Source organism: Brevundimonas phoenicis (assembly GCF_047237745.1).
Taxonomy (GTDB): domain Bacteria; phylum Pseudomonadota; class Alphaproteobacteria; order Caulobacterales; family Caulobacteraceae; genus Brevundimonas.
This window is the reverse complement of the sequence record NZ_JBDFLN010000001.1, coordinates 2,579,421-2,597,904: the sequence shown is the minus strand read 5'-3', so window position 1 is coordinate 2,597,904 and position 18,484 is coordinate 2,579,421. Positions and strand designations below refer to the sequence as shown.

At 69.7% G+C, this 18,484-nt stretch carries 12 protein-coding genes; 7 read left to right on the top strand and 5 right to left on the bottom strand.

Annotated features, from left to right (window positions below; genetic code table 11):
• Positions 1-181: 181 nt before the first annotated feature.
• Complete coding sequence (locus ABC419_RS13025; RefSeq protein WP_412877206.1) at positions 182-1,099, top strand: LysR family transcriptional regulator; 918 nt, start codon at positions 182-184, stop codon at positions 1,097-1,099.
• A 65-nt stretch (positions 1,100-1,164) separates the two neighbouring features.
• Here ABC419_RS13025 and ABC419_RS13020 read toward each other — a convergent pair whose 3' ends face one another.
• From ABC419_RS13020 to ABC419_RS13010, 3 genes are read right to left on the bottom strand one after another with little or no spacing between them, the layout of a single operon-like run.
• Positions 1,165-2,367 carry an MFS transporter gene (locus ABC419_RS13020; protein WP_412877207.1) on the bottom strand — a complete coding sequence of 401 codons (1,203 nt, stop codon included), beginning with the start codon at positions 2,365-2,367 and terminating at the stop codon, positions 1,165-1,167.
• Between the two features lie 57 nt (positions 2,368-2,424).
• Positions 2,425-3,831 carry a HAMP domain-containing sensor histidine kinase gene (locus tag ABC419_RS13015; RefSeq protein ID WP_412877208.1) on the bottom strand — a complete coding sequence of 469 codons (1,407 nt, stop codon included), beginning with the start codon at positions 3,829-3,831 and terminating at the stop codon, positions 2,425-2,427.
• The gene (locus tag ABC419_RS13010; protein WP_459562595.1) at positions 3,809-4,486 is read right to left on the bottom strand and encodes a response regulator; all 678 of its coding nucleotides are present in this window, start codon (positions 4,484-4,486) and stop codon (positions 3,809-3,811) included. Before ABC419_RS13010 ends, ABC419_RS13015 begins: the two co-directional genes overlap by 23 nt.
• 140 nt (positions 4,487-4,626) lie before the next feature.
• Between ABC419_RS13010 and ABC419_RS13005 the strand changes: the two genes are divergently transcribed.
• Genes ABC419_RS13005 through ABC419_RS12980 form a run of 6 tightly spaced genes read left to right on the top strand, consistent with a single transcriptional unit; the run spans position 4,627 to position 13,070 of the window.
• Positions 4,627-5,874 (top strand): isochorismate synthase, encoded by a 1,248-nt coding sequence (locus ABC419_RS13005; RefSeq protein ID WP_412877209.1) that lies wholly within the window; start codon positions 4,627-4,629, stop codon positions 5,872-5,874.
• A complete protein-coding gene (locus ABC419_RS13000) occupies positions 5,871-7,499 on the top strand; it encodes a (2,3-dihydroxybenzoyl)adenylate synthase (RefSeq protein WP_412877210.1) in 1,629 nt (542 codons plus the stop codon). The genes ABC419_RS13005 and ABC419_RS13000 overlap by 4 nt, the downstream gene beginning before the upstream one ends.
• Positions 7,496-8,143 (top strand): isochorismatase family protein, encoded by a 648-nt coding sequence (locus tag ABC419_RS12995; RefSeq protein ID WP_412877211.1) that lies wholly within the window; start codon positions 7,496-7,498, stop codon positions 8,141-8,143. The genes ABC419_RS13000 and ABC419_RS12995 overlap by 4 nt, the downstream gene beginning before the upstream one ends.
• Positions 8,140-8,403 carry a phosphopantetheine-binding protein gene (locus tag ABC419_RS12990; RefSeq protein ID WP_024353927.1) on the top strand — a complete coding sequence of 88 codons (264 nt, stop codon included), beginning with the start codon at positions 8,140-8,142 and terminating at the stop codon, positions 8,401-8,403. The genes ABC419_RS12995 and ABC419_RS12990 overlap by 4 nt, the downstream gene beginning before the upstream one ends.
• Positions 8,404-8,412: 9 nt before the next feature.
• Positions 8,413-12,303 (top strand): non-ribosomal peptide synthetase, encoded by a 3,891-nt coding sequence (locus ABC419_RS12985; RefSeq protein WP_412877212.1) that lies wholly within the window; start codon positions 8,413-8,415, stop codon positions 12,301-12,303.
• A complete protein-coding gene (locus ABC419_RS12980) occupies positions 12,300-13,070 on the top strand; it encodes a 2,3-dihydro-2,3-dihydroxybenzoate dehydrogenase (RefSeq protein ID WP_412877213.1) in 771 nt (256 codons plus the stop codon). The genes ABC419_RS12985 and ABC419_RS12980 overlap by 4 nt, the downstream gene beginning before the upstream one ends.
• Positions 13,071-13,080: 10 nt before the next feature.
• Here ABC419_RS12980 and ABC419_RS12975 read toward each other — a convergent pair whose 3' ends face one another.
• Both ABC419_RS12975 and ABC419_RS12970 read right to left on the bottom strand, forming a co-directional pair.
• Entirely contained in the window at positions 13,081-15,687 is a 2,607-nt protein-coding gene (locus ABC419_RS12975; RefSeq protein ID WP_412877214.1) for a M14 family zinc carboxypeptidase, read from the bottom strand.
• Between the two features lie 24 nt (positions 15,688-15,711).
• Positions 15,712-18,291 (bottom strand): TonB-dependent receptor, encoded by a 2,580-nt coding sequence (locus ABC419_RS12970; protein WP_412877215.1) that lies wholly within the window; start codon positions 18,289-18,291, stop codon positions 15,712-15,714.
• Between the last annotated feature and the right edge of the window lie 193 nt (positions 18,292-18,484).

Genomic DNA, 18,484 nt, shown 5'->3' with positions numbered 1-18,484 from the left:
TCATTCGCAATATTGTCTCAATGTCGGATTCGGCATGGGCGCCATTCGCTGGGGCGCATGAAGGCGCGGGCGCTGAGACGTCGTGCGCGTATGACGAAACGGCCTTGCGAACGTGTTGCAATTAAGAGGCGTTCTTAATACAGCCGGGGGCGGCGCGTCGGGCGTCACGCAGCGAGGCCTTATGTCGGGGCGACTTCCCCACCGCGTCGATTTCACCCTGCTTCAGCACCTTCAGGTGCTGATCGAGCAGCGCAGCGTCTCGCGCGCGGCCGAACGCCTCGGCATCGGCCAGCCGGCGATGAGTCGCATCCTGGCCCGGCTGCGCGATCAGTTCGACGACCCCCTGCTGGTGCGCGGTCCGCGCGGCATGATGCCGACGCCGCGCGCCGAGGCCCTGTCCGGTCCCTTGCGCGCCTGGCTGGATGCGGGCGAGAGCCTGCTGCGCGACCCCGGCCTGGACGTCGGTCGGATGAAGCGGGTGTTCCGCCTGGCCTCCACCGACTTCGGCCTGCTCAGCGTTCTGACGCCGGCCCTGGCCCGCATCGAGCATGAGGCGTCGGGGGTGGAGCTGGCGGTCGAGCCTCTGTCAGACGCCAGCCTGCGACGGCTGGAGGACGGGCGGCTGGATCTGGTGCTGACGGGCTGGAGCCCCGAAGGCGCGGGGCTGAAGTCGCGCTGGTTGTTCCGCGAGACTCATCTGGGCCTGGCGCGCCCGGACCACCCGGTGCATCAGGCGACGCCGACGCGTGCCGAACTTTTGCGCTGGCCCCACGTCGTTCCCTCGGCGGGGGACGGTTTCGGCGACTGGGTGGCGGACGACCTGCCGGACATGGCCGAGCGCCGCATCCTGGTGCGGGCCGAGAGCTTCGCCCTGGTCCCCTATCTGTTGCAGGCGGGGGAGGCGGTGGCCCTGCTGCCGCGCCGCGCGGCCGAGCCTTTCGCGGCGGCGCACGGCCTGCGCGCCTTCCCGGCGCCGCAGGAGATGCGGCCGTTCGATTATCACCTGGTCTGGCACGAACGCTCGGACGGCGACGCCGGAACCCAGTGGCTGGTCGACGCCCTGTCCGCCGGGTTTGAGGCCGAAAAGGCGCGCGCCTAGAGCGAAATCGGTTCACATGCGATCACATGTGAACCCAGATATTCGCTCAAGACATTGATAATGGTCTAGCCGGCCTTGAGGCGCGTGGCGGGCCACAGCGCCGCGATCAGGATCATCACCGCCGACACGGCGTAGGGCGCGCCGTGCGCCGCCTGATAGGCCACGGTTCCAGCCAGCGGCCCCAGCACGGCGCCCAGGCCTTGCGCGGCGCCCACGGCTCCGGCGGCGGCGCCTTGTTCGTGGGCCTCCACAGCGTTGGCGGCCAGGGCCGATTGCGAGGGATAGACCCAACCCATGCCCGCCGCGATGACGCCATAGGCGGCCCACAGTTGCAGCGGCGTCGCGGCGAAGGCGGCGGCGACGAAGCCGACGGCGGCGATGCTCCCGCCGATGCGGATGAAGCGCGACGGCGTCCAGTTCAATCGACGCAGCACCATCTGGGCCGAGAACAGCACCACGCCGACCACGGCCAGGGCGACGCCCGCCGTCCGCGCCGCCTCATTGGGCGACAGGCCGAAGCGGTCCAGGGCTAGGAAGCCGACGACCACCTGGCAGACGACGACGCCGCACATGGCGGCGAAGGCGGTGACCACGGCGCGGCGGATGCGCAGGTCGGCCAGCTTCAGCGCCGCCTTCTTGCGCGTCTCGTGCGGCGCATCGGCGGGCAGGAAGCGCCACACGGCGATGAAGGCCAGGACGGGCAGGGCGGAGATGATGATCAGGGAAGCGCTCAGGCTCCAACCGGCCAGCAGGCCCGCCGCACCCGGTCCGAAGACGATGCCCAGCGAACTGGCCGCGCCGACGGCGCCCATGGCGCGGGCGCGTTCGTGCGGCGCCGTGTGGTCGGCGACCACGGCGGCGCAGATCGGCGGCACGGCGGCGTAGAAGGCGCCGGCGGCGGTGCGCGCCGCCGTCATGCCCAGGAAGCTGACGATGGCCGCCGGAACCAGGGCCAGGGCCGCGCTCATGAACAGGCCCAGCGCCGCATAGCTGACGGCGAACCCGGCCAGGGCGATCAGCAGCACCTTGCGCCGCCCCACCTCGTCGCTGCGCGCACCCCAGAAGCGGGCCATCAGCATCCAGGCCATGCCCGCCGCCGTCACCGCCGCCCCGACGTGCCAGGGCTGAAGGCCCAGCAGTCGCGCCATCGGCCCGACCACGGCGACGAAGGCCATCATCGACATGCTGCCGACGCCCGCCGTGAACAGCAGGGGCTTCAGGCTGAAGGCGCCGTCGGGCGCCGCGACGGTCGAGGTGGCGGATGTCATGAGGCGCTCCTGAACGGCATGGAGCGGCTTGATCGACTAATTGAGAATGAATTGCAACTAAGGCTTGGCCATTGCGGCGGGCAGGGCCAGCTCCACCGCCAGACCCGGCCGATTGTCCTTCAGCCGCAGGTCGCCGCCGTGCGCCCGCGCGACAGCGGCCACCATCGCCAGACCCAGCCCTGCGCCTGAGGCGTGGCTGCTCTCGCCCTGATCCAGGCGATAGAAGCGGCGCAGCACCTTTTCGCGCTCGGCGTCCGGCACGCCGGGGCCGTAGTCGGCGACACGGATGATCGCCCGGCCGTCTGCGCTGGACGACGAGACCTCGATCTGTCCGCCGCCGTGGAAGACGGCGTTCTCGATCAGATTGGCCAGGGCCTGCTGCAGCAGAGCGGGGTCGGCCTCGACCGTTCCGGTCGGGGCGAGGGCGACGCTCATCCGTCCGCCCGCCTCCTCGACGAACGGGCTGTAGATGTCTGCCACGGCGCCGGTCAGGACGGCGAGGTCCAGCGATTCGGTCTTCAGGGCGGCGTCGCCGCTCTCGATCCGCGCCAGGGTCAGCAGGGCCTCGAACAGGGCGCTGACCTGGTCCGTCTCCTCCAGCGCGCGCTCGACGGCGGCCTCGCGCGCGCTGGCGTCGTCCAGATTGGCGGCCAGATCCTCCAGCCGGTTGCGGACCCGGTTCAGCGGCGCGCGCAGTTCGTGGGCAACGCCCTCGGACAGGGTCTTCAGCGTGGTCAGCGCCGCCTCCTGCCGGTCCAGCATCCGGTTCAGATTGGCCGACAGCTCATTGAACTCCCGTCCCAGGCCGACGGCGGGCAGGCGGGTCGAATCCTGACCGGCGATGATGCGGCCCACCGCCTGATTGACCCCCTCCAGCCGCCGCAGGAACAGCCGGCCGGCGAACCAGCCCCCGGCCAACGCCAGCAGGATCAGGGCGATCCCGCTCATCAGGGCGTAGCGGCGGATGCCGCCGCGCAGTTCGTCCAGATGCTGGATGTCGCGCCCCACCGCCAGCAGGCCGCCGTCGGACGCCTGGGCGCTGAGCACCAGCATGTTCGGCGTCTGGTCGGGCCAGCGCGCGGGGCGCGCCTTGTTGGGCAGGTTGCGGCGGAAACCGCTCTGATTGACCGCCAGCCGCGTCAGGCCGTTGGAGAAGGTGCTGCCGTTCGGCGCCTCGACCAGCAACAGATAGCGGCGGGCGTCGCGGTTGCGGGCTTCGGCGTTCAGCTCCTGCACCAGCTGGGCCGTGCCGTGCCGGTCAGCGTCAGCGCGCATGACGTCCATCTGGTGGTTCAGCCCGTCGCGGACCTCGGCCTCGGCGAAGCGCATCAGGCCGTAGTCCACGCCCGCGATCATCACCGCCGCGCCTAGTCCGAACAGGGCCGAGAAGGCGGCGGCGTAGCGCAGGCTGGCCGTGGTCCAGACGGACGGGCGTTGCGGTTCAGTCCGGGGCCTTGAGGACATAGCCCACCCCCCGGATGGTGTGGATCAGCTCCTGATCGAAGCCGCGATCCACCTTGGCCCGCAGGCGGCTGATGTGGGCGTCGATCAGATTAGCGCGCGGATCGAAGTGGAAGCCCCACAGGCTTTCCAGCAGCATGGTGCGCGTCACCGCGTGACCGGCGTTGCGCGCCAGCCGCTCCAGCAGTTTGAACTCATGCGGCGTCAGGTCCAGCGTCTGGCCCGCGCGGGTCGCCCGGTGTGCGGCCACATCGACCTCCAGATCGGCCACGCGATGCCGCGTCGTCGCCTCGGCCAGCGGGGGGCGCCGCACCAGCGCCTGCAGTCGCGCGCTCAGTTCGCTGAAGGCGAAAGGCTTGACCAGATAGTCGTCGGCGCCCGCGTTCAACCCCGCCACCCGGTCGTCGACCGAGCCCAGCGCCGTCAGCATCAGCACCGGCGTCTTCAGTCCGCCCGCGCGCATGGCCTGGACCGCTTCCAGCCCCGGCAGGCCCGGCATCATACGGTCGGCGACGATGGCGTCGTATTCGCCCTCCATCGCCATGTGCAGCCCGCCCTCGCCGTCGCCCGCCTCATCGACCGTATGCCCCTGCTGGCGCAGGCCTTCGGCCACGAAGGCGCGGGTTCGGGCATCATCGTCAATGACAAGCATTCGCATGAGCGCCCTTCTAAACCTCTGCGGCGAAACGACCAGACCGGCTTGGAATTAATCTCGCCGCAAGACAATGCGAAGGTTGCTCGGCTATAGGCCGGTTGTTGCGAATGATATGCAACAGCTTGAGTGCGGCAGGGATCAGCATGGAGTCGAGAGTAGCGGAGTTCTGGGGCGCGCCCGATCTGTCGGTTCAGATCGGCGGCGGCGCATCCGAACGCCATGACGCGGTGGCGCCCAAGGACGACATGGACTGGGCTTTTGGACTGACGACGCCGGAGCTGCGGCTCTTCACCACGGGCCTGAAGCAGCGCCTGACGCCGGGACCGGCGGCGACCTTGGGCGCGCGCGTGCGCCGCTTCTTCGCCGATCTGCCGGTCGCGCCGGAAACCGATGAACCATCGCCGCGCCTGCTGGTCGGAGCCCTGCCGTTCGACCGCAACGCCGACGACTGTCTGTTCCTGCCCGAGCGCGCGGCCAACCGTATTTGGGACATGCCCTCAAGCGCGTCGCGCCCTGCGATCCGCGCCCTGACGCCCGAGCCCTCGCGCGCGGCCTATGAGGCGGCGGTGACGCAGGCGCTTGAGGCCATGCGCGCCTCGCAGGGCGGCGCCGAGCCGGTCGACAAGGTGGTGCTGTCGCGCAGCCTGAAGGTTCAGGGCGACGGCGCGATCGACCCCTTCGCCCTGTGGCGCGACCTGAAGGCCGACCCGACCGCCGCGCGCTTCCTGACGCCGCTGGGCGAGGGGGCTGACGGCGCCATGCGCCGTCTGGTCGGCGCCACGCCCGAACTGCTGGCGTCCAAGCGCGGCCCGGCCGTCTTTTCTCACCCGCTGGCCGGATCGGCCCGCCGCAGCACCGACGTGGTGCAGGACGAGGCGGCGGCGCAGAGCCTGCTGGCCTCCGACAAGGACCGCCGCGAACACGCCCTGGTGGTCGAGGCCATCATGGACCTGCTGGCGCCCTACTGCAGCGACCTGCGCGCGCCGCCGGGACCGGCGCTGGTGTCGACGCGGACCATGTGGCACCTGGGCACCCGCATCGAGGGGCGGCTGCTTCGCCCCGACGAGACTTCCGCCGCTGAACTGGCCGCCCTGCAGCATCCGACGCCCGCCGTCTGCGGCTCGCCGCGCGACCGGGCGGCCGAGATGATCCACGCGCTTGAAGGCTATGACCGGGGCTTCTATGCCGGGGCCGTGGGCTGGACCAACGCCTTTGGCGATGGCGCATGGTACGTCTCGTTGCGCTGCGCCGAGACGTGCGGCGATCAGGCGCGTCTCTATGCCGGGGCGGGCATTGTCGAAGGCTCCGACCCCGCCGCCGAGGCGGACGAGACGTCGGGTAAGTTCCAGGCCGTCCTGCGCGCCCTGGGCGTGGATGAGGCGAGCGTATGATTCCCCTGCAACAGATCTGGCCGGACGACATGGCGGCGCGTTATCGGGCCAAGGGCTATTGGCGCGGCGAGACCTTCTCCCAGCTGCTGCGCAGTCGGGCGGAGGCGCAGGGCGACGCCGTGGCCGTGGTCGGCATGGAGCAGCGCTGGACCTATGGCGAACTGCTGCAAAAGGCCGAGACGGCCGCCGCCGGTTTCCTGGCGCTGGGGCTGAAGCCTGGAGACCGGGTGGTGGTGCAACTGCCGAACCTGCCTGAGTTCCTCAGCGTGATCTTCGGCCTGTTCCGGGCGAAGCTGATCCCCGTCTATGCGCTGCCCGCGCACCGCTCGACCGAGATCGTCCACTTCGTGACGCGGGCCGAGGCGTCGGCCTATGTCGTCGCCGACCGGCATGAAGGCTTCGACTATCGCGCCCTGGCCCGCGCCGTTCAGGCGGAGGTTCCGGACCTGCGCCATGTGATCGTGGTCGGCGAGGCCGAGGAGTTCGCCGCCTTCGACGGCTTCCGCGCCGATCCGGCCTCCCTGCCGACGGACGACGCCGATCCGTCCGACGTGGCCTTCCTGCAGATTTCGGGCGGCTCGACCGGCCTGTCCAAGCTGATCCCTCGCACCCACGACGACTACCTCTACAGCGTGCGCGAAAGCGCCGACATCTCGGGGCTAACGCCTGCGAGCGTCTATATGACGGCGCTGCCCGCCGCGCATAATTTCCCGATGAGCTCGCCGGGCTATCTGGGCGCCCTCTATGTCGGGGCGACGGTGGTGATGGCGCCGTCGCCGTCGCCGGATATCTGCTTTCCCCTGATCGAGCGCGAGGGGGTGACGATCACCGGACTGGTGCCGCCTCTGGCCCTTTTGTGGATGCAGGCGGCGGCCAAGAAGACCCACGACCTGTCCAGCCTTCAGGTGCTGCTGGTCGGCGGGGCCAAGTTCCTGCCCGAGGCGGCGCGGCGCGTGCGCACTGAACTGGGCTGCACCCTGCAACAGGTGTTCGGCATGGCCGAAGGCTTGGTCAACTATACCCGGCTGGACGACCCCGAGAGCCTGATCGTCGAGACGCAAGGACGCCCCATCAGCCCCGACGACGAAATCCTGATCGTCGACGATGCGGGCGCGCCCGTGGCCGAGGGCGAGCCGGGCAATCTGCTGACGCGCGGGCCTTATACGATCCGCGCCTATCACAACGAACCGGCGGCCAATGAGCGGTCCTTCACCGACGACGGCTTCTATCGCACCGGCGACGTGGTGCGCCGCACGCCCGAGGGCTATCTGGTCGTCATGGGCCGGGCCACCGACCACATCAACCGCGCGGGCGAGAAGATCTCGGCCGAGGAGGTCGAGGATCACCTGCTGGCCCACCCGGCCGTCTTCGACGCCGCCGTGGTGTCGGTGCCCGACGACTATCTGGGCGAACGTATCTGCGCCTTCATCATCCCCAACGGCGCCCCGCCGCGCGGCGTCGAGCTGAAGGCCTGGATGCGCAAGCGCGACATCGCCGACTTCAAGGTGCCGGACCAGATCGTCTTCGTTGACGACTTCGCCGTGACCGCCGTGGGCAAGGTCAGCCGCCGCGAACTGCGCGCGGCGCTTCGCCAGCGCATTCTGGAAGAAGAGGGCAAGGCGTGAGCGTCTCCAAAGGCCTGCCTACCGTCCCGGCCTACGCCCTGCCGACCGAGGCGGAGATCCCCGCCTCGCGCGCCCAGTGGACGCTGGAGCGTGATCGCGCCGCCCTGCTGGTCCACGACATGCAGCGCTATTTCATGCGCCCCTATGCGCCGGGCGCAGAGCCGCTGCCCGCCCTGATCGCCAACATCGCCCGCCTGATCGCGGCGGCGCGGGCGGCGGGCGTTCCGGTCTTCTACACCGCCCAGCATGGCGATCAGGATCGCCGCGACCGGGGCCTGCAAGCCGACCTGTGGGGACCGGGCATGAGCCGCGCACCTGAGCATGAAGAGATTTTGCCTGAACTGGCCCCGGCGCCGGGCGATTTCCCTCTGGTCAAGCATCGATACAGCGCCTTCCAGCGCAGCAATCTCGAGACGCTGATGCGCGTGCGAGGGCGGGACCAGCTGATCGTCTGCGGCGTCTACGCTCACATCGGCTGCCAACTGACGGCGGCCGAGGCGTTTCAGCGCGATATCGAACCCTTCTTCGTCGCCGATGCGCTTGGCGACTTCTCGCGCGACAAGCATATGGGCGCGGTGGCCTGGGCCGCCGACACCTGCGCCGTGGCTCTTTCGACGGCGCGCGTTCTGGAACGACTGACATGACCAAGCTGACCCCGCAGGATCTGACGCTGGAGCGCATGCGCGCCGATGTCGCCGCCGTGCTGCACGAAACGCCGGACTCCATCCTGGACGACGACAATCTGATGGACCTGGGCGTCGACTCCTTGCGCGCCCTCAACCTGTCGCTGGCGTGGAGCGAGGCCGTGCCGTTGGAGTTCAGCGAACTGGCCGAGCACACCACGCTCGCAGGCTGGTGGAGCGTGGTTCAGGCGCGCCTGCGCGCCGCCGGTCACGACGCCTGACCTGACATCATGGACGACGGACGCATGGCGGCGGTGCTGGAACACCCGCTGACGGAAGCTCAATCCGGCCTGTGGTTCGCCCAGAGGCTGGACCCGGCCAACCCGATCTTCAACACGGCCCACTATCTCGACATCCGGGGCGATCTGGACGTCGAGGCCTTCCGCGCCGCCGTCGATCAGACCGCCGCCGAGGCCGAGGCCCTGTCGCTGCGTTTCCTTGAGCGAGGCGGCGAGGTCTTCCAGACCCTCGACCCGACCCATCGGCCCCTGCTTCAGATCGTCGACGTGTCCGCCGCCGCCGACCCGGTCGCCGAGGCCATGGCCGCCATGCGCCGCGACCATGAGACGCCGCTCGACCCGACGCACGATCCGCTGGCCGCCAACATCCTGTTCCGCATGGGCCCGCAACGCTTCCTGTGGAGCCTGCGCGTTCACCATCTGGCCACCGACGGCTTCGGCATGGCCCTGCTGACCAATCGCGTGGCCGAGCTTTACAACGTCGCGCGCGGCGGCCCGGCGCCAGGTCCGGTCTTCAACCCTATCGCCAAGGTGTGGGAAGAAGACGCCGCCTATCGCGCCTCGGACAAGCGCACGGCAGACGCGGCGTATTGGCGCGAGATCATGGGCGACGCGCCCGAGGTCGCCTCTCTGGCGCCCGGCAAGGCCACGACCGCCCACCGCTTCCACCGCATCGAGCGCGCCTTGCCGCCGCAGGTCACGGCCCGCCTGCGCGCCCGCGCCGAGGCCGGACGCCTGTCATGGCCCGACGTTCTGACCGCCATCGGGGCCGCCTATGTCCGCCGCTTCTCGGGTGCCGAAGAGGCGGTGATTGGCGTGCCGTGGATGGGCCGTATGGGCAGCGCCTCGGCGCGCACGCCCGCCATGATCATGAACGTCCCGCCGCTGCGCCTGACGCTGGACGAGGACGCGCCGCTGGACGAACAACTGATCGTGGCCTCCAAGGCCCTGATCAAGACCCGCCGCCACGGCCGTTACCGCAGCGAGCAGCTGCGGCGCGACCTGGGCCTGATCGGCGGGGCGCGGCGCCTGTACGGGCCGCTGGTCAACGTCCTGCCGTTCGACCTGCCGCCGCGCTTTGAGGGGCTGGACACGACGCTGAAGGTGCTGGGCACGGGTCCGGTCGACGACATCAGCTTCACCTTCCGCGGCGACGCCGCGCCGGTCCTGACGCTGGAGGTCGACGCCAACCCCGACCTCTACACGCTGGACGAAGCCGCCGCCCACGCAGAGCGTCTGGCCGCCTTCCTGACCAATGCGCTGGACGCCGAGACCCTGGGCGAAGTCCCCATCGCCACGCCGGGCGAGGCCGTCCGCGAACTGGAAGCCTTCAACGCCACCGCCCACCCGGTGCCCGATACGACGTTGACCGCCCTGCTGGAGGCGGCCATGCAGGCGACGCCGCACGCCCCGGCCCTGACCTTCGGCGAGCAGACCCTGACCTACGCCGAACTGGACCGCCGCACGGCCGCGCTGGCCTCGGCGCTGGCGGCGCGCGGCGTGGGGCGTGAGAGCCTCGTCGCCGTGGCCCTGCCGCGTTCGCTGGAGCTGGTCATCGCCTTGGTCGCGATCTTACGCGCGGGCGGGGCCTATCTGCCGCTGGATCTGGAGCATCCGGCCGAGCGCATCGCCGCCATCGTCCGCGCCGCCGGGCCGAGCGTCGTCCTGGCCCATGAAGACATCGGCGGCGCGTTCGGCGAGGCCCTGCTGGCGCCTGTCGACTGGCCGCTGGACGGGGCTGCGCCTGCCGTGGCGCAAGGAGGCGAGGACGCCGCCTACGTCATCTATACCTCGGGGTCGACCGGCGATCCCAAGGGGGTGCTGGTCGAGCATCGCGCCATCGTCAACCGCCTGCTGTGGATGCAGGCCGAGTACGGCGTCGGCGCCCACACCCGCATCCTGCAGAAGACGCCCGCCACCTTCGACGTCTCGGTGTGGGAGTTCTTCCTGGCGCTGATTTCCGGCGGCGAACTGGTCGTGGCCCCGCCCGGCGCGCACCGCGATCCGGCGGCCATCGCCGGGCTGATCCGCCGCCATGCGATCACCGACCTGCACTTCGTCCCCTCCATGCTGTCGGCCTTTCTGGCCGATCCGGCGGCCAAGGGGATCGCGGTCGCCCACGTCTTCTGCAGCGGCGAGGAACTGCCCGCCGAACTGCGCGACCGTTTCCACCAGACGGTGAGCGCCGAACTGCACAACCTCTACGGCCCGACCGAGGCGGCGGTGGACGTCAGCTATTGGGCCGCCGGTCCGGAGGATACGTCCCGGCCCATGCCGATCGGCTGGCCGGTGTGGAACACGCGGCTGGTCATTCTGGACGAGCGGCTGCGCCCCGTGGCGCCCGGCATGGGCGGCCATCTGCATCTGGGCGGCGTGCAACTGGCGCGCGGCTATCTGAACCGACCCGACCTGACCGAGGACCGCTTCATCCCCGACCCGCACCATCCGGGCCAGCGCCTGTATCGCACCGGCGACGTGGCGCGCAGGCGGGCGGACGGCGCGGTCGTCTATCTGGGCCGCAGCGACCATCAGGTGAAGATCCGCGGCCTGCGCATCGAACTGGGCGAGATAGAAGCCGCCGTCATCGCCTCGGGCCTAGCGCGCGAGACGGTGGTGCTGGCGCGCGAAGACCGGCCGGGAGAGCGCCGTCTGGTCGCCTATCTGGTCCCGGCCGAGGGCTACGATCCCGCCGCCCTGAAGGCGAAGCTCGCCGCGCGCCTGCCCGACTACATGGTGCCCGCCGCCATCGTGGCGCTGGACGCCCTGCCGACGACCTCCAACGGCAAGCTGGACCGCAAGGCGCTGCCCGCCCCGGTGTTCGAGGCCGCAGCAGGCCGGGCGGCCGAGACGCCGACCGAAAAAATCATCGCCGAACTGTTCGCCGAGACGCTGGGCAGGGCCGAACCGGCGGGCGCCGACGACGACTTCTTCACCCTGGGCGGCGACTCTCTGCTGGCGGTGCATCTGATGATGCTGATCCGCGAGCGGCTGGGGCGCGATCCGGGGCTGGGCGCCCTGTTCGACCGGCCGCGCGTGGCGGAACTGGCCGCCCTGATCGACGCCGAGGCGCTGGACTTCGACAACGGGCTGGGCGTGCTGATCCGTCTGGCCGAGGGCGATCCGGCTCTGCCGCCGCTGTTCCTGATCCACCCGGCGGGGGGGCTGTCGTGGGGCTATCGGACGCTGGCGCGCGCCCTGTCGCCGCGCCGCACGGTGTGGGGCGTGCAGTCGCCCGCGCTGGACCCGGCCAACGCCCTACCGGATGGGATCGACGCGCTGGCGTCGGTCTATGTGGATCATATTCTGGCCTTGGGCGCGCCCGGCCCGGTGCATATCGCAGGCTGGTCCGTCGGCGGCATCATCGCCCAGGCGGCGGGGGTCGAGCTGGAGCGGCGCGGGGCCAAGGTCGGGCTGATGGCCATGCTGGACTCCTACCCGGCCGAGTGCTGGCGCGCCGAGCCTGACCCGGATCCGGTCGACGCCATGCGCGCCCTTCTGGCCATCGCCGGATACGACCCGACCCAGTATCCCGAGCTGCGTAGCCGCGCGGCCATTGTCGCCTTCCTGAAGGCGGGCGACAGCGCGCTGGGCGGCTTGCCTGAGGCGGCGCTGGACGGGGTGATTCGCGTGGTGCTGGACACCAACCGTCTGGTGCGTGAACACCATCACAAGGCCTTCGGCGGCCGCACCACACACGTCCGCGCGGCGCTGGATCATCAGGAGCGCGACCTGACGCCGGGCCTGTGGCGCCCTTACGCCGCTGATCTGGATGTGGTCGAGGTTCCCTTCCTGCACCCGCAACTGACCGGCCCGGCGGCGACGGCCCTGATCGCCCCGGCGCTGGACGCCCGCATGACCGCCGCAGAGGATACGACACGATGAGAGACAGCGGACTGTCCGGCCGTCTGGCTTTGGTCACGGGCGCGGGCGGCGGCATCGGCGCCGCCGTGGTGCGCCTGCTGGTCGAGGAGGGCGCGCGCGTGGTCGCCACCGACCTGCCGTCCACCGCGCTGTCGGGTCTGGCCTTCCTGAACGGCGTCCGGGTCGAGCCGCTGGACGTGTCCGACGGCGCAGCGGTCGAGGCCCTGTTCGACCGCATCGAGGCCGAGGACGGCCCCATCGACCTGGTGGCCAGCGTGGCGGGCGTCCTGTCCAATGTGACGGTGGATCAGACCTCCGACGCCGAATGGCGCCGTGTCTTTGCGGTCAATGCGGACGGGGTCTTCCATCTGGGCCGCGCGGCGTCGCGGCGGATGGGCAGGCGGGGCAAAGGGGCCTTCGTCACCGTCAGCTCGAACGCGGCGGGCGTGCCGCGTCATGCGATGGCGGCCTATGCCGCGTCCAAGGCGGCGGCGACCATGTTCACCCGCTGTCTGGGGCTGGAGCTGGGGCCAAAGGGCGTCCGCTGCAACGTTGTCGCCCCCGGCTCGACCCTGACGCCGATGCAGACCGGCATGTGGGCCGATGAGAACGGCGCCGCCCGCGTCATCGCCGGCTCGCCCGAGACGTTCAAGGCGGGCATCCCGTTGCAGAAGCTGGCGACGCCCGAAGACATCGCCGAGGCCGTGGTCTTCCTGCTGTCCGACCGCGCCGCCCACATCACAATGACCGACCTCTACGTCGACGGCGGGGCCACGCTGCGCGCCTGATCTCTCTGGCTCAACGTCGTCCAGATGAGAGATGATTCGACAGGAACAGGGCGTTGATCAGCAGACGCTCCGTCCCCAACCAGTATTTGCGGTGGGCCGGGTCGTCGGCGAACAGCACGACGTTGCCCGCCCCGATCGGGTTCACCTGAGCCCAGACCGAGCCCGCCGAGCGGGCGCGCAGGGCTTCGGGCAGGTAGCCGTTGACCTGCGGGCTGGTCTCGATCCGTACGACGTTGGCGAAGGGATCGGCCACGGGCGCCAGGACCACGTCCGTCTCCTTGTTCACGAACAGGTCGCGGCGCGACAGGCCGAAGGCCAGCGGGTGACTGATGTCGACGTCGGCCGAGAGGGCGTTGCCCGCCGTGCGCTGCTCGCCCAGGAGCGCGCTGCGGTCGGCATAGTCGCGGCGCTCGACCTCGGCCTTCTTCTCGTTTTCGGAGGCGGTCTGCGGGGCCAGGCCGTTGGCGGCGGCCCAGCGTGCAGCGCTGCCGAACAACACCAGTGAGCCGCCCGCCCGCACCCAGGTTGTCAAGGCGTCCACCGTCGGCTGGCTCAGGTTGTCGTAGCGACCGCCCGACAGGACGATGCTGTCATAGTCGCCCAGCAGCACGCGGCCCAGTTGCGACGGGTCCAGCCGCGTCGCCGGATAGTTCAGCCGCTCACTGAGGGCGAACCAGGTCGCGCCGATCTCGGTGGCGTTGACGCCCTCGCCCATGACCAGGGCGATGCGAGGGGCGCGCACGACCTTCACATTGTCGCTGCCCAGATCGACGCCCGCGACGCTTTGGCCGGTCGAGACGGCGTGGGCGACCACGCCGGCCTCGCGCGCGGCGGTATCGATGGCGGCGCGCAGGGCGGCGGCGTCCAGAGGCTGTCCCGCCGTGGTCACGACCAGGGAGCCGCGTCCGAAGGCGCTGTCGCCGGCCGCCGTTCGCGCGGTCAGCGGTTCGAACGCGGCGCGGACGCGCACGTCCTGACGCAGCAGGGCCGCCAGAACGCGCGGCGCGTTCAGGTCGCGCCAGTCGACGACATAGGCGTAGGCGTTCTGAGGCCCGCTGACGCCGCCGGTTGCGACGGGCGCTTCGGTCACGGCGGACCCGTGGGCGGGGACGCGGCGCAGGCCGTCGCTCTTCAGCCCATAGGCCAGGGCGACGGCGTAGGAGGTGCTGCCGTAGACGCTGCCCTTGGTCGGGGGCGTCCGGTCGAAGATGGAGTGCACCAGGCGGAACTGCGGCTGGGCCGAGGGCACGACATAGGCGCTGCCCGGCTCATAGGCGCGGCCGTTCTGCGTCACCCGCTCGGTCAGCGGATGGACCTGGATGTGGTGGGTCAGCAGCAGGCCTAGGGTCTGGCGCGTCAGACCCGGATCGGCCGCATCGCCGAAGACGAAGGCCTGGCTGGAGTGGCGGCGTCCCTGTTCGACAGCCGAGCGGAAGAAGTCGCGCTGGAAGGCTTGCAGCCCGGCGCGCTCGGCGACGGCGCCGCGGATGGTGGCCAGACCGACATTGGTCTGGTTGCGGATGGTGAAGGGGAAGGTCAGCGGGCCGTTGGCCGTGTCCTGCACCAGGCCGCGCGAGCTGGCCTGTTCGACCGTCACCCCGACCCCGCCGTGGAAGTCGGGATAGGTCGAGCCGTAGACCGGCGAGAAGTTGTCGAAGACCTCGCGCGTGTAATAGAGCGAGCCGAGGCTATCCAGCGCCTGGGCGTGATACCTGGCCAGCGTCACGTTCCATTCATAGCTGGCGCGTGGCAGCAGCGGGCTTTCCATGCTGGCGGGCGAGGGCTCGAAATAATAGGTGCTGCCCGCGCCCATTTCGTGGAAGTCGATCTGGATGTGGGGCCGCCAGCGGTGGAAGGCCTCCAGCTTGGCGCGGGTCTCGCGTTGCGTCACCGCCAGCCAGTCGCGGTTCAGGTCGGTGAAATAGTGGTTGGTGCGTCCGGCGGGCCAGGCCTCGACGTGTTCCTTGTCCAGCGGGTCCGAGACGGCGGGCTGGTTCTTCCAGGCGTTGTGCCAGTTGGCGGCGCGGTCGCGGCCGTCCGGGTTTTGGGCCGGGTCGATGACGACCACGGCCTTGTCCAGCCAGTCCAGCACCTCGGGCGAGCGCCCGGCGGCCAGGTAGTAGGCGGTCAGCAGGGCCGCCTCGCCGCTGGACGTCTCATTGCCGTGAACGCTGTAGAACAGGCCGACGACGACCGGGGCGTCGGCCGTGGCGGCCGGGCCGCCGGGATCGCCCGCCGCGATGTGGGCGCGCTGGATCTGGTCGATCCGGCCCTGATTGGCGCCCGAGGTGATGACCACGGACAGCAGGGGCCGTTCTTCATAGCTGCGGCCGATCTCCTCGACCGTGACCCGGTCCGACAGGCGGGCCAACTCGCGCAGGTAGTCCACGATGCGGTCGTGGCGGGTGTAGTGCGTGCCGATCGGATAGCCGAGGAAGGCTTCGGGCGTCGGAATGGCGGGGTCGAAATCCCCGGCCGCCGCCTGGGGGAAGAAATAGGCGCTCTGGGCCAGGGCGGGCGCGGGCGCCGTCAGGGCGACGCCGCCCAGCAGGACCGCCGCCGCAGCGCCGTTGGCGAGGATGCGCCGGATGGATGAACGGGCGTGTTGAACGCTCATGATGTCAGGTCTCGATGCAAGGGATCAGAAGCGGACGTCGAAGCCGACGCGGAAATAGCGCCCGCGCAGATCGTACTGGCCGAAGTCGTAGGGGGCGCGGACGCCGGGGAAGGAGGCGTCGTGCGGCGGCGCTTCGTCCAGCAGGTTCTCGACCTTGGTGTAGAGTGTCACGCGCTCCAGCCCGGACCACGCCGCGTACAGATCGAATTGGTGATAGGCGTCCACGCGCGATTGTCCCCCGACAACCGGTACCTGATCATAGCCGGAGGTATAATACCAGGTCAGGTTGGCGTCGAAGACGTCGCGGTTCCAGGCCAGCCGCGTCGTCGCCTTGTGCGCCGGCAGGGTCGAGCCCCGGTTCGATCCGGCGTAGTCCAGCAACGGACCGCCCGCTGCGTTCGGCCGCTTGTATTCCAGCAGGTGCGTATAGGCGCTGGAGGCGGTGAACGTCCCCCAATCGTCGGTGCGCCAGCGCTGGCTGAAGTCCACGTCGATGCCCGACGTCTCCAGCGCTGACAGATTGCGATAGCGGTTGTAGACGGCCTGCAGCTTGCCGCGTTCGTCGCGGATGACGTCGGCGGGATCATTCTGCTGGATGATGGCGGTGGTGTTTCCCGTGCCGATCAGGTTGTCGAGCTTGATCTGATACCAGTCGATGCTCAGCGCCGTGTCACGCGTCGGGGTGAAGACGACGCCCAGATTGTAGGAGCGGGTCTTTTCCGGCTCCAGATCGGTGTTGCCCACGGTGAAGAAGGTCGGGCTCTGGCGAGAGTTGGGCAGGTCGGGATCATAGGGGTCGATGACCGAGCCGTAGGAGATCATGGTTGAGGCCGAGTTCTCCGACAGCGACGGCGCCCGGAAACCGCGTGAGGCCGAGGCTCGCAGCGCCAGCCACTCCAGCGGCTTCCACCGCACGCCCGCCTTGGGCGAGAAGGCGCTGCCGAAGTCGCTGTATTCATCCGCTCGCGCCGCGACCTGGATGTCCAAATTGCTCAGGACGGGGATGTTGAATTCGGCATAGGCGGCCCAGACGTCGCGCTCGCCGTCCACGGCGGCGATGGCCGGGCGGATCTGCAGTCCGGCGTCGATCTGCCACGGATTGCTGGAGACCAGGCTTTCATGGCGGAACTCGACCCCGGCGGCGTAGCCGATCTGACCGGCGGGCAGGTTGAACAGTTCGCCCGAGATCTTGAAGTCGGCCCCATAGAGGCGCGACTCCGCGGGACGCAGGGTCGACAGGCGGATGCCGTCCAGCACGGCTTGAGGCGTGGCGCCGGGCTCATGCAGGTTCAGCGTGCCGTTGGCCAGGGCTTCGACCAGGTTCCAGCGATGGGCGAAGCCGCCCGACACCGTCTCGCGCTCGTCGCTGCCCGAGGCGAAGACGGCGGCCTCCCAGTCGAAGCGGTCATGGCGGCCGCGCACGCCGCCCAGCGCGCGATAGGACTTGGACTCATTGGTCTTCAGCGTCCGGCCCAGGTCGAAGAAGGTGTATTCGATCGGCGTGGCGACGCCGTAGGGATTGTAGGGATTATTGGCGGGCAGCAGATTCGACACCGGCTCGGCCAGCCCGGTCTGGGCGTTTAGCGCGAACCTCCCTCCCTCCAGCGTGAAGAAGGGGCTGGAGCCGAACAGGGACGCCCCCTCGACATAGGAATAGAGCACCTCGCCGAAGGCCTCGATCTGCGGCGTCAGGCGCTTCGTGCCGAACAGATAGGCCTGATAGCGGTCGGTCGAGGGGATCAGCGTCGTGTGCGGCGCCAGATTGATGGCGCAGGTCTCGCCGGACAGGCCGTCGATCGGGGCGCTGGCGGTCAGCACCATGCCTTCAGGGCACTGGCCCTGGGCGTCGAGGAAAGGCACGGACTTGCCGTCGACCAGGAAGCGCGCCCCCTTGGCCGACCAGCCGTTCCAGCGGCCGCCGGGCAGGTCGGTGTAGATGCCCGACCTGGTCAGGTCGCGCTGATCCTGATCCAGTCGATTGCGGGTATAGGCCTCCAGCGACAGCAGGATGTTGTAGCCGTCCGTCTCCAGGTCGCCATGCCCGGCGACCAGTTTGGCGGTCGAGGTCTCCAGTCCGCCCTGATCGGCGAGGCCGTAGCTGGCGCCGAACTCAAGACCCTGGAAATTCTGACGGGTGATGATGTTGGTCACGCCCGCCACAGCATCCGAGCCGTAGACGGCCGAGGCGCCGTCCTTCAGCACCTCCAGCCGCTGGGTCGCCACCATCGGCAGGGCGTTCAGATTGACGAAGGTGTCCGACAGACCGCCGCCGGGGAAGCCGTAGTTGGCCACGCGGCGCCCGTTCAGCAGCACCAGGGTGTTCTTCTGCGACAGGCCGCGCAGGCCGATGCCCGCCGCGCCGGACGACCAGCCGCTGTTCTGCGTCTCGTTCGAGCCGTTGCCGGTGTTGGCCGAGATCGAGCGAAGCAGGTCCGCCGTGGTCGACTTGCCCGAGCTCTCCAGCTCCTCGCGGCCGATCACCTGGACCGGGTTGAAGCCTTCGGTGTTGGCGCGCCGGATGTTGGAGCCGGTCACGATCACGTCCGCCACGGCGTGCGAAGTTTGAGTTTCCGTGGCGCTTTCCGCCGTTTGGGCGTGCGCCATGGTGCAGAGGCTCGTGCTCGAAAGAAGCGCCAGGACGGTCAAGGGGGGGTTAATCATGTTGTTGCGCTGCAAAAAGAGGCTAAAAACGGCGCGCAATAAGGCATGTTGATCACGCGCCCGTAATTTAGAAATCCTCAAGTTATTGATAGGGCGGCTATTTGGCCGACGCGGGTCTCCTCGTGCCCGCGTCGAT

What these genes read in the sequence shown, in the direction of transcription:
- ABC419_RS13020 (WP_412877207.1), bottom strand. Translation starts at nt 2,367, where the DNA reads ATGACATCCGCCACCTCGACCGTCGCGGCGCCCGACGGCGCCTTCAGC.
- ABC419_RS13025 (WP_412877206.1), top strand. Translation starts at nt 182, where the DNA reads ATGTCGGGGCGACTTCCCCACCGCGTCGATTTCACCCTGCTTCAGCAC.
- ABC419_RS13015 (WP_412877208.1), bottom strand. Translation starts at nt 3,831, where the DNA reads ATGTCCTCAAGGCCCCGGACTGAACCGCAACGCCCGTCCGTCTGGACC.
- ABC419_RS12985 (WP_412877212.1), top strand. Translation starts at nt 8,413, where the DNA reads ATGGACGACGGACGCATGGCGGCGGTGCTGGAACACCCGCTGACGGAA.
- ABC419_RS13000 (WP_412877210.1), top strand. Translation starts at nt 5,871, where the DNA reads ATGATTCCCCTGCAACAGATCTGGCCGGACGACATGGCGGCGCGTTAT.
- ABC419_RS12970 (WP_412877215.1), bottom strand. Translation starts at nt 18,291, where the DNA reads ATGGCGCACGCCCAAACGGCGGAAAGCGCCACGGAAACTCAAACTTCG.
- ABC419_RS12990 (WP_024353927.1), top strand. Translation starts at nt 8,140, where the DNA reads ATGACCAAGCTGACCCCGCAGGATCTGACGCTGGAGCGCATGCGCGCC.
- ABC419_RS13010 (WP_459562595.1), bottom strand. Translation starts at nt 4,486, where the DNA reads ATGCGAATGCTTGTCATTGACGATGATGCCCGAACCCGCGCCTTCGTG.
- ABC419_RS12975 (WP_412877214.1), bottom strand. Translation starts at nt 15,687, where the DNA reads ATGAGCGTTCAACACGCCCGTTCATCCATCCGGCGCATCCTCGCCAAC.
- ABC419_RS12980 (WP_412877213.1), top strand. Translation starts at nt 12,300, where the DNA reads ATGAGAGACAGCGGACTGTCCGGCCGTCTGGCTTTGGTCACGGGCGCG.
- ABC419_RS13005 (WP_412877209.1), top strand. Translation starts at nt 4,627, where the DNA reads ATGGAGTCGAGAGTAGCGGAGTTCTGGGGCGCGCCCGATCTGTCGGTT.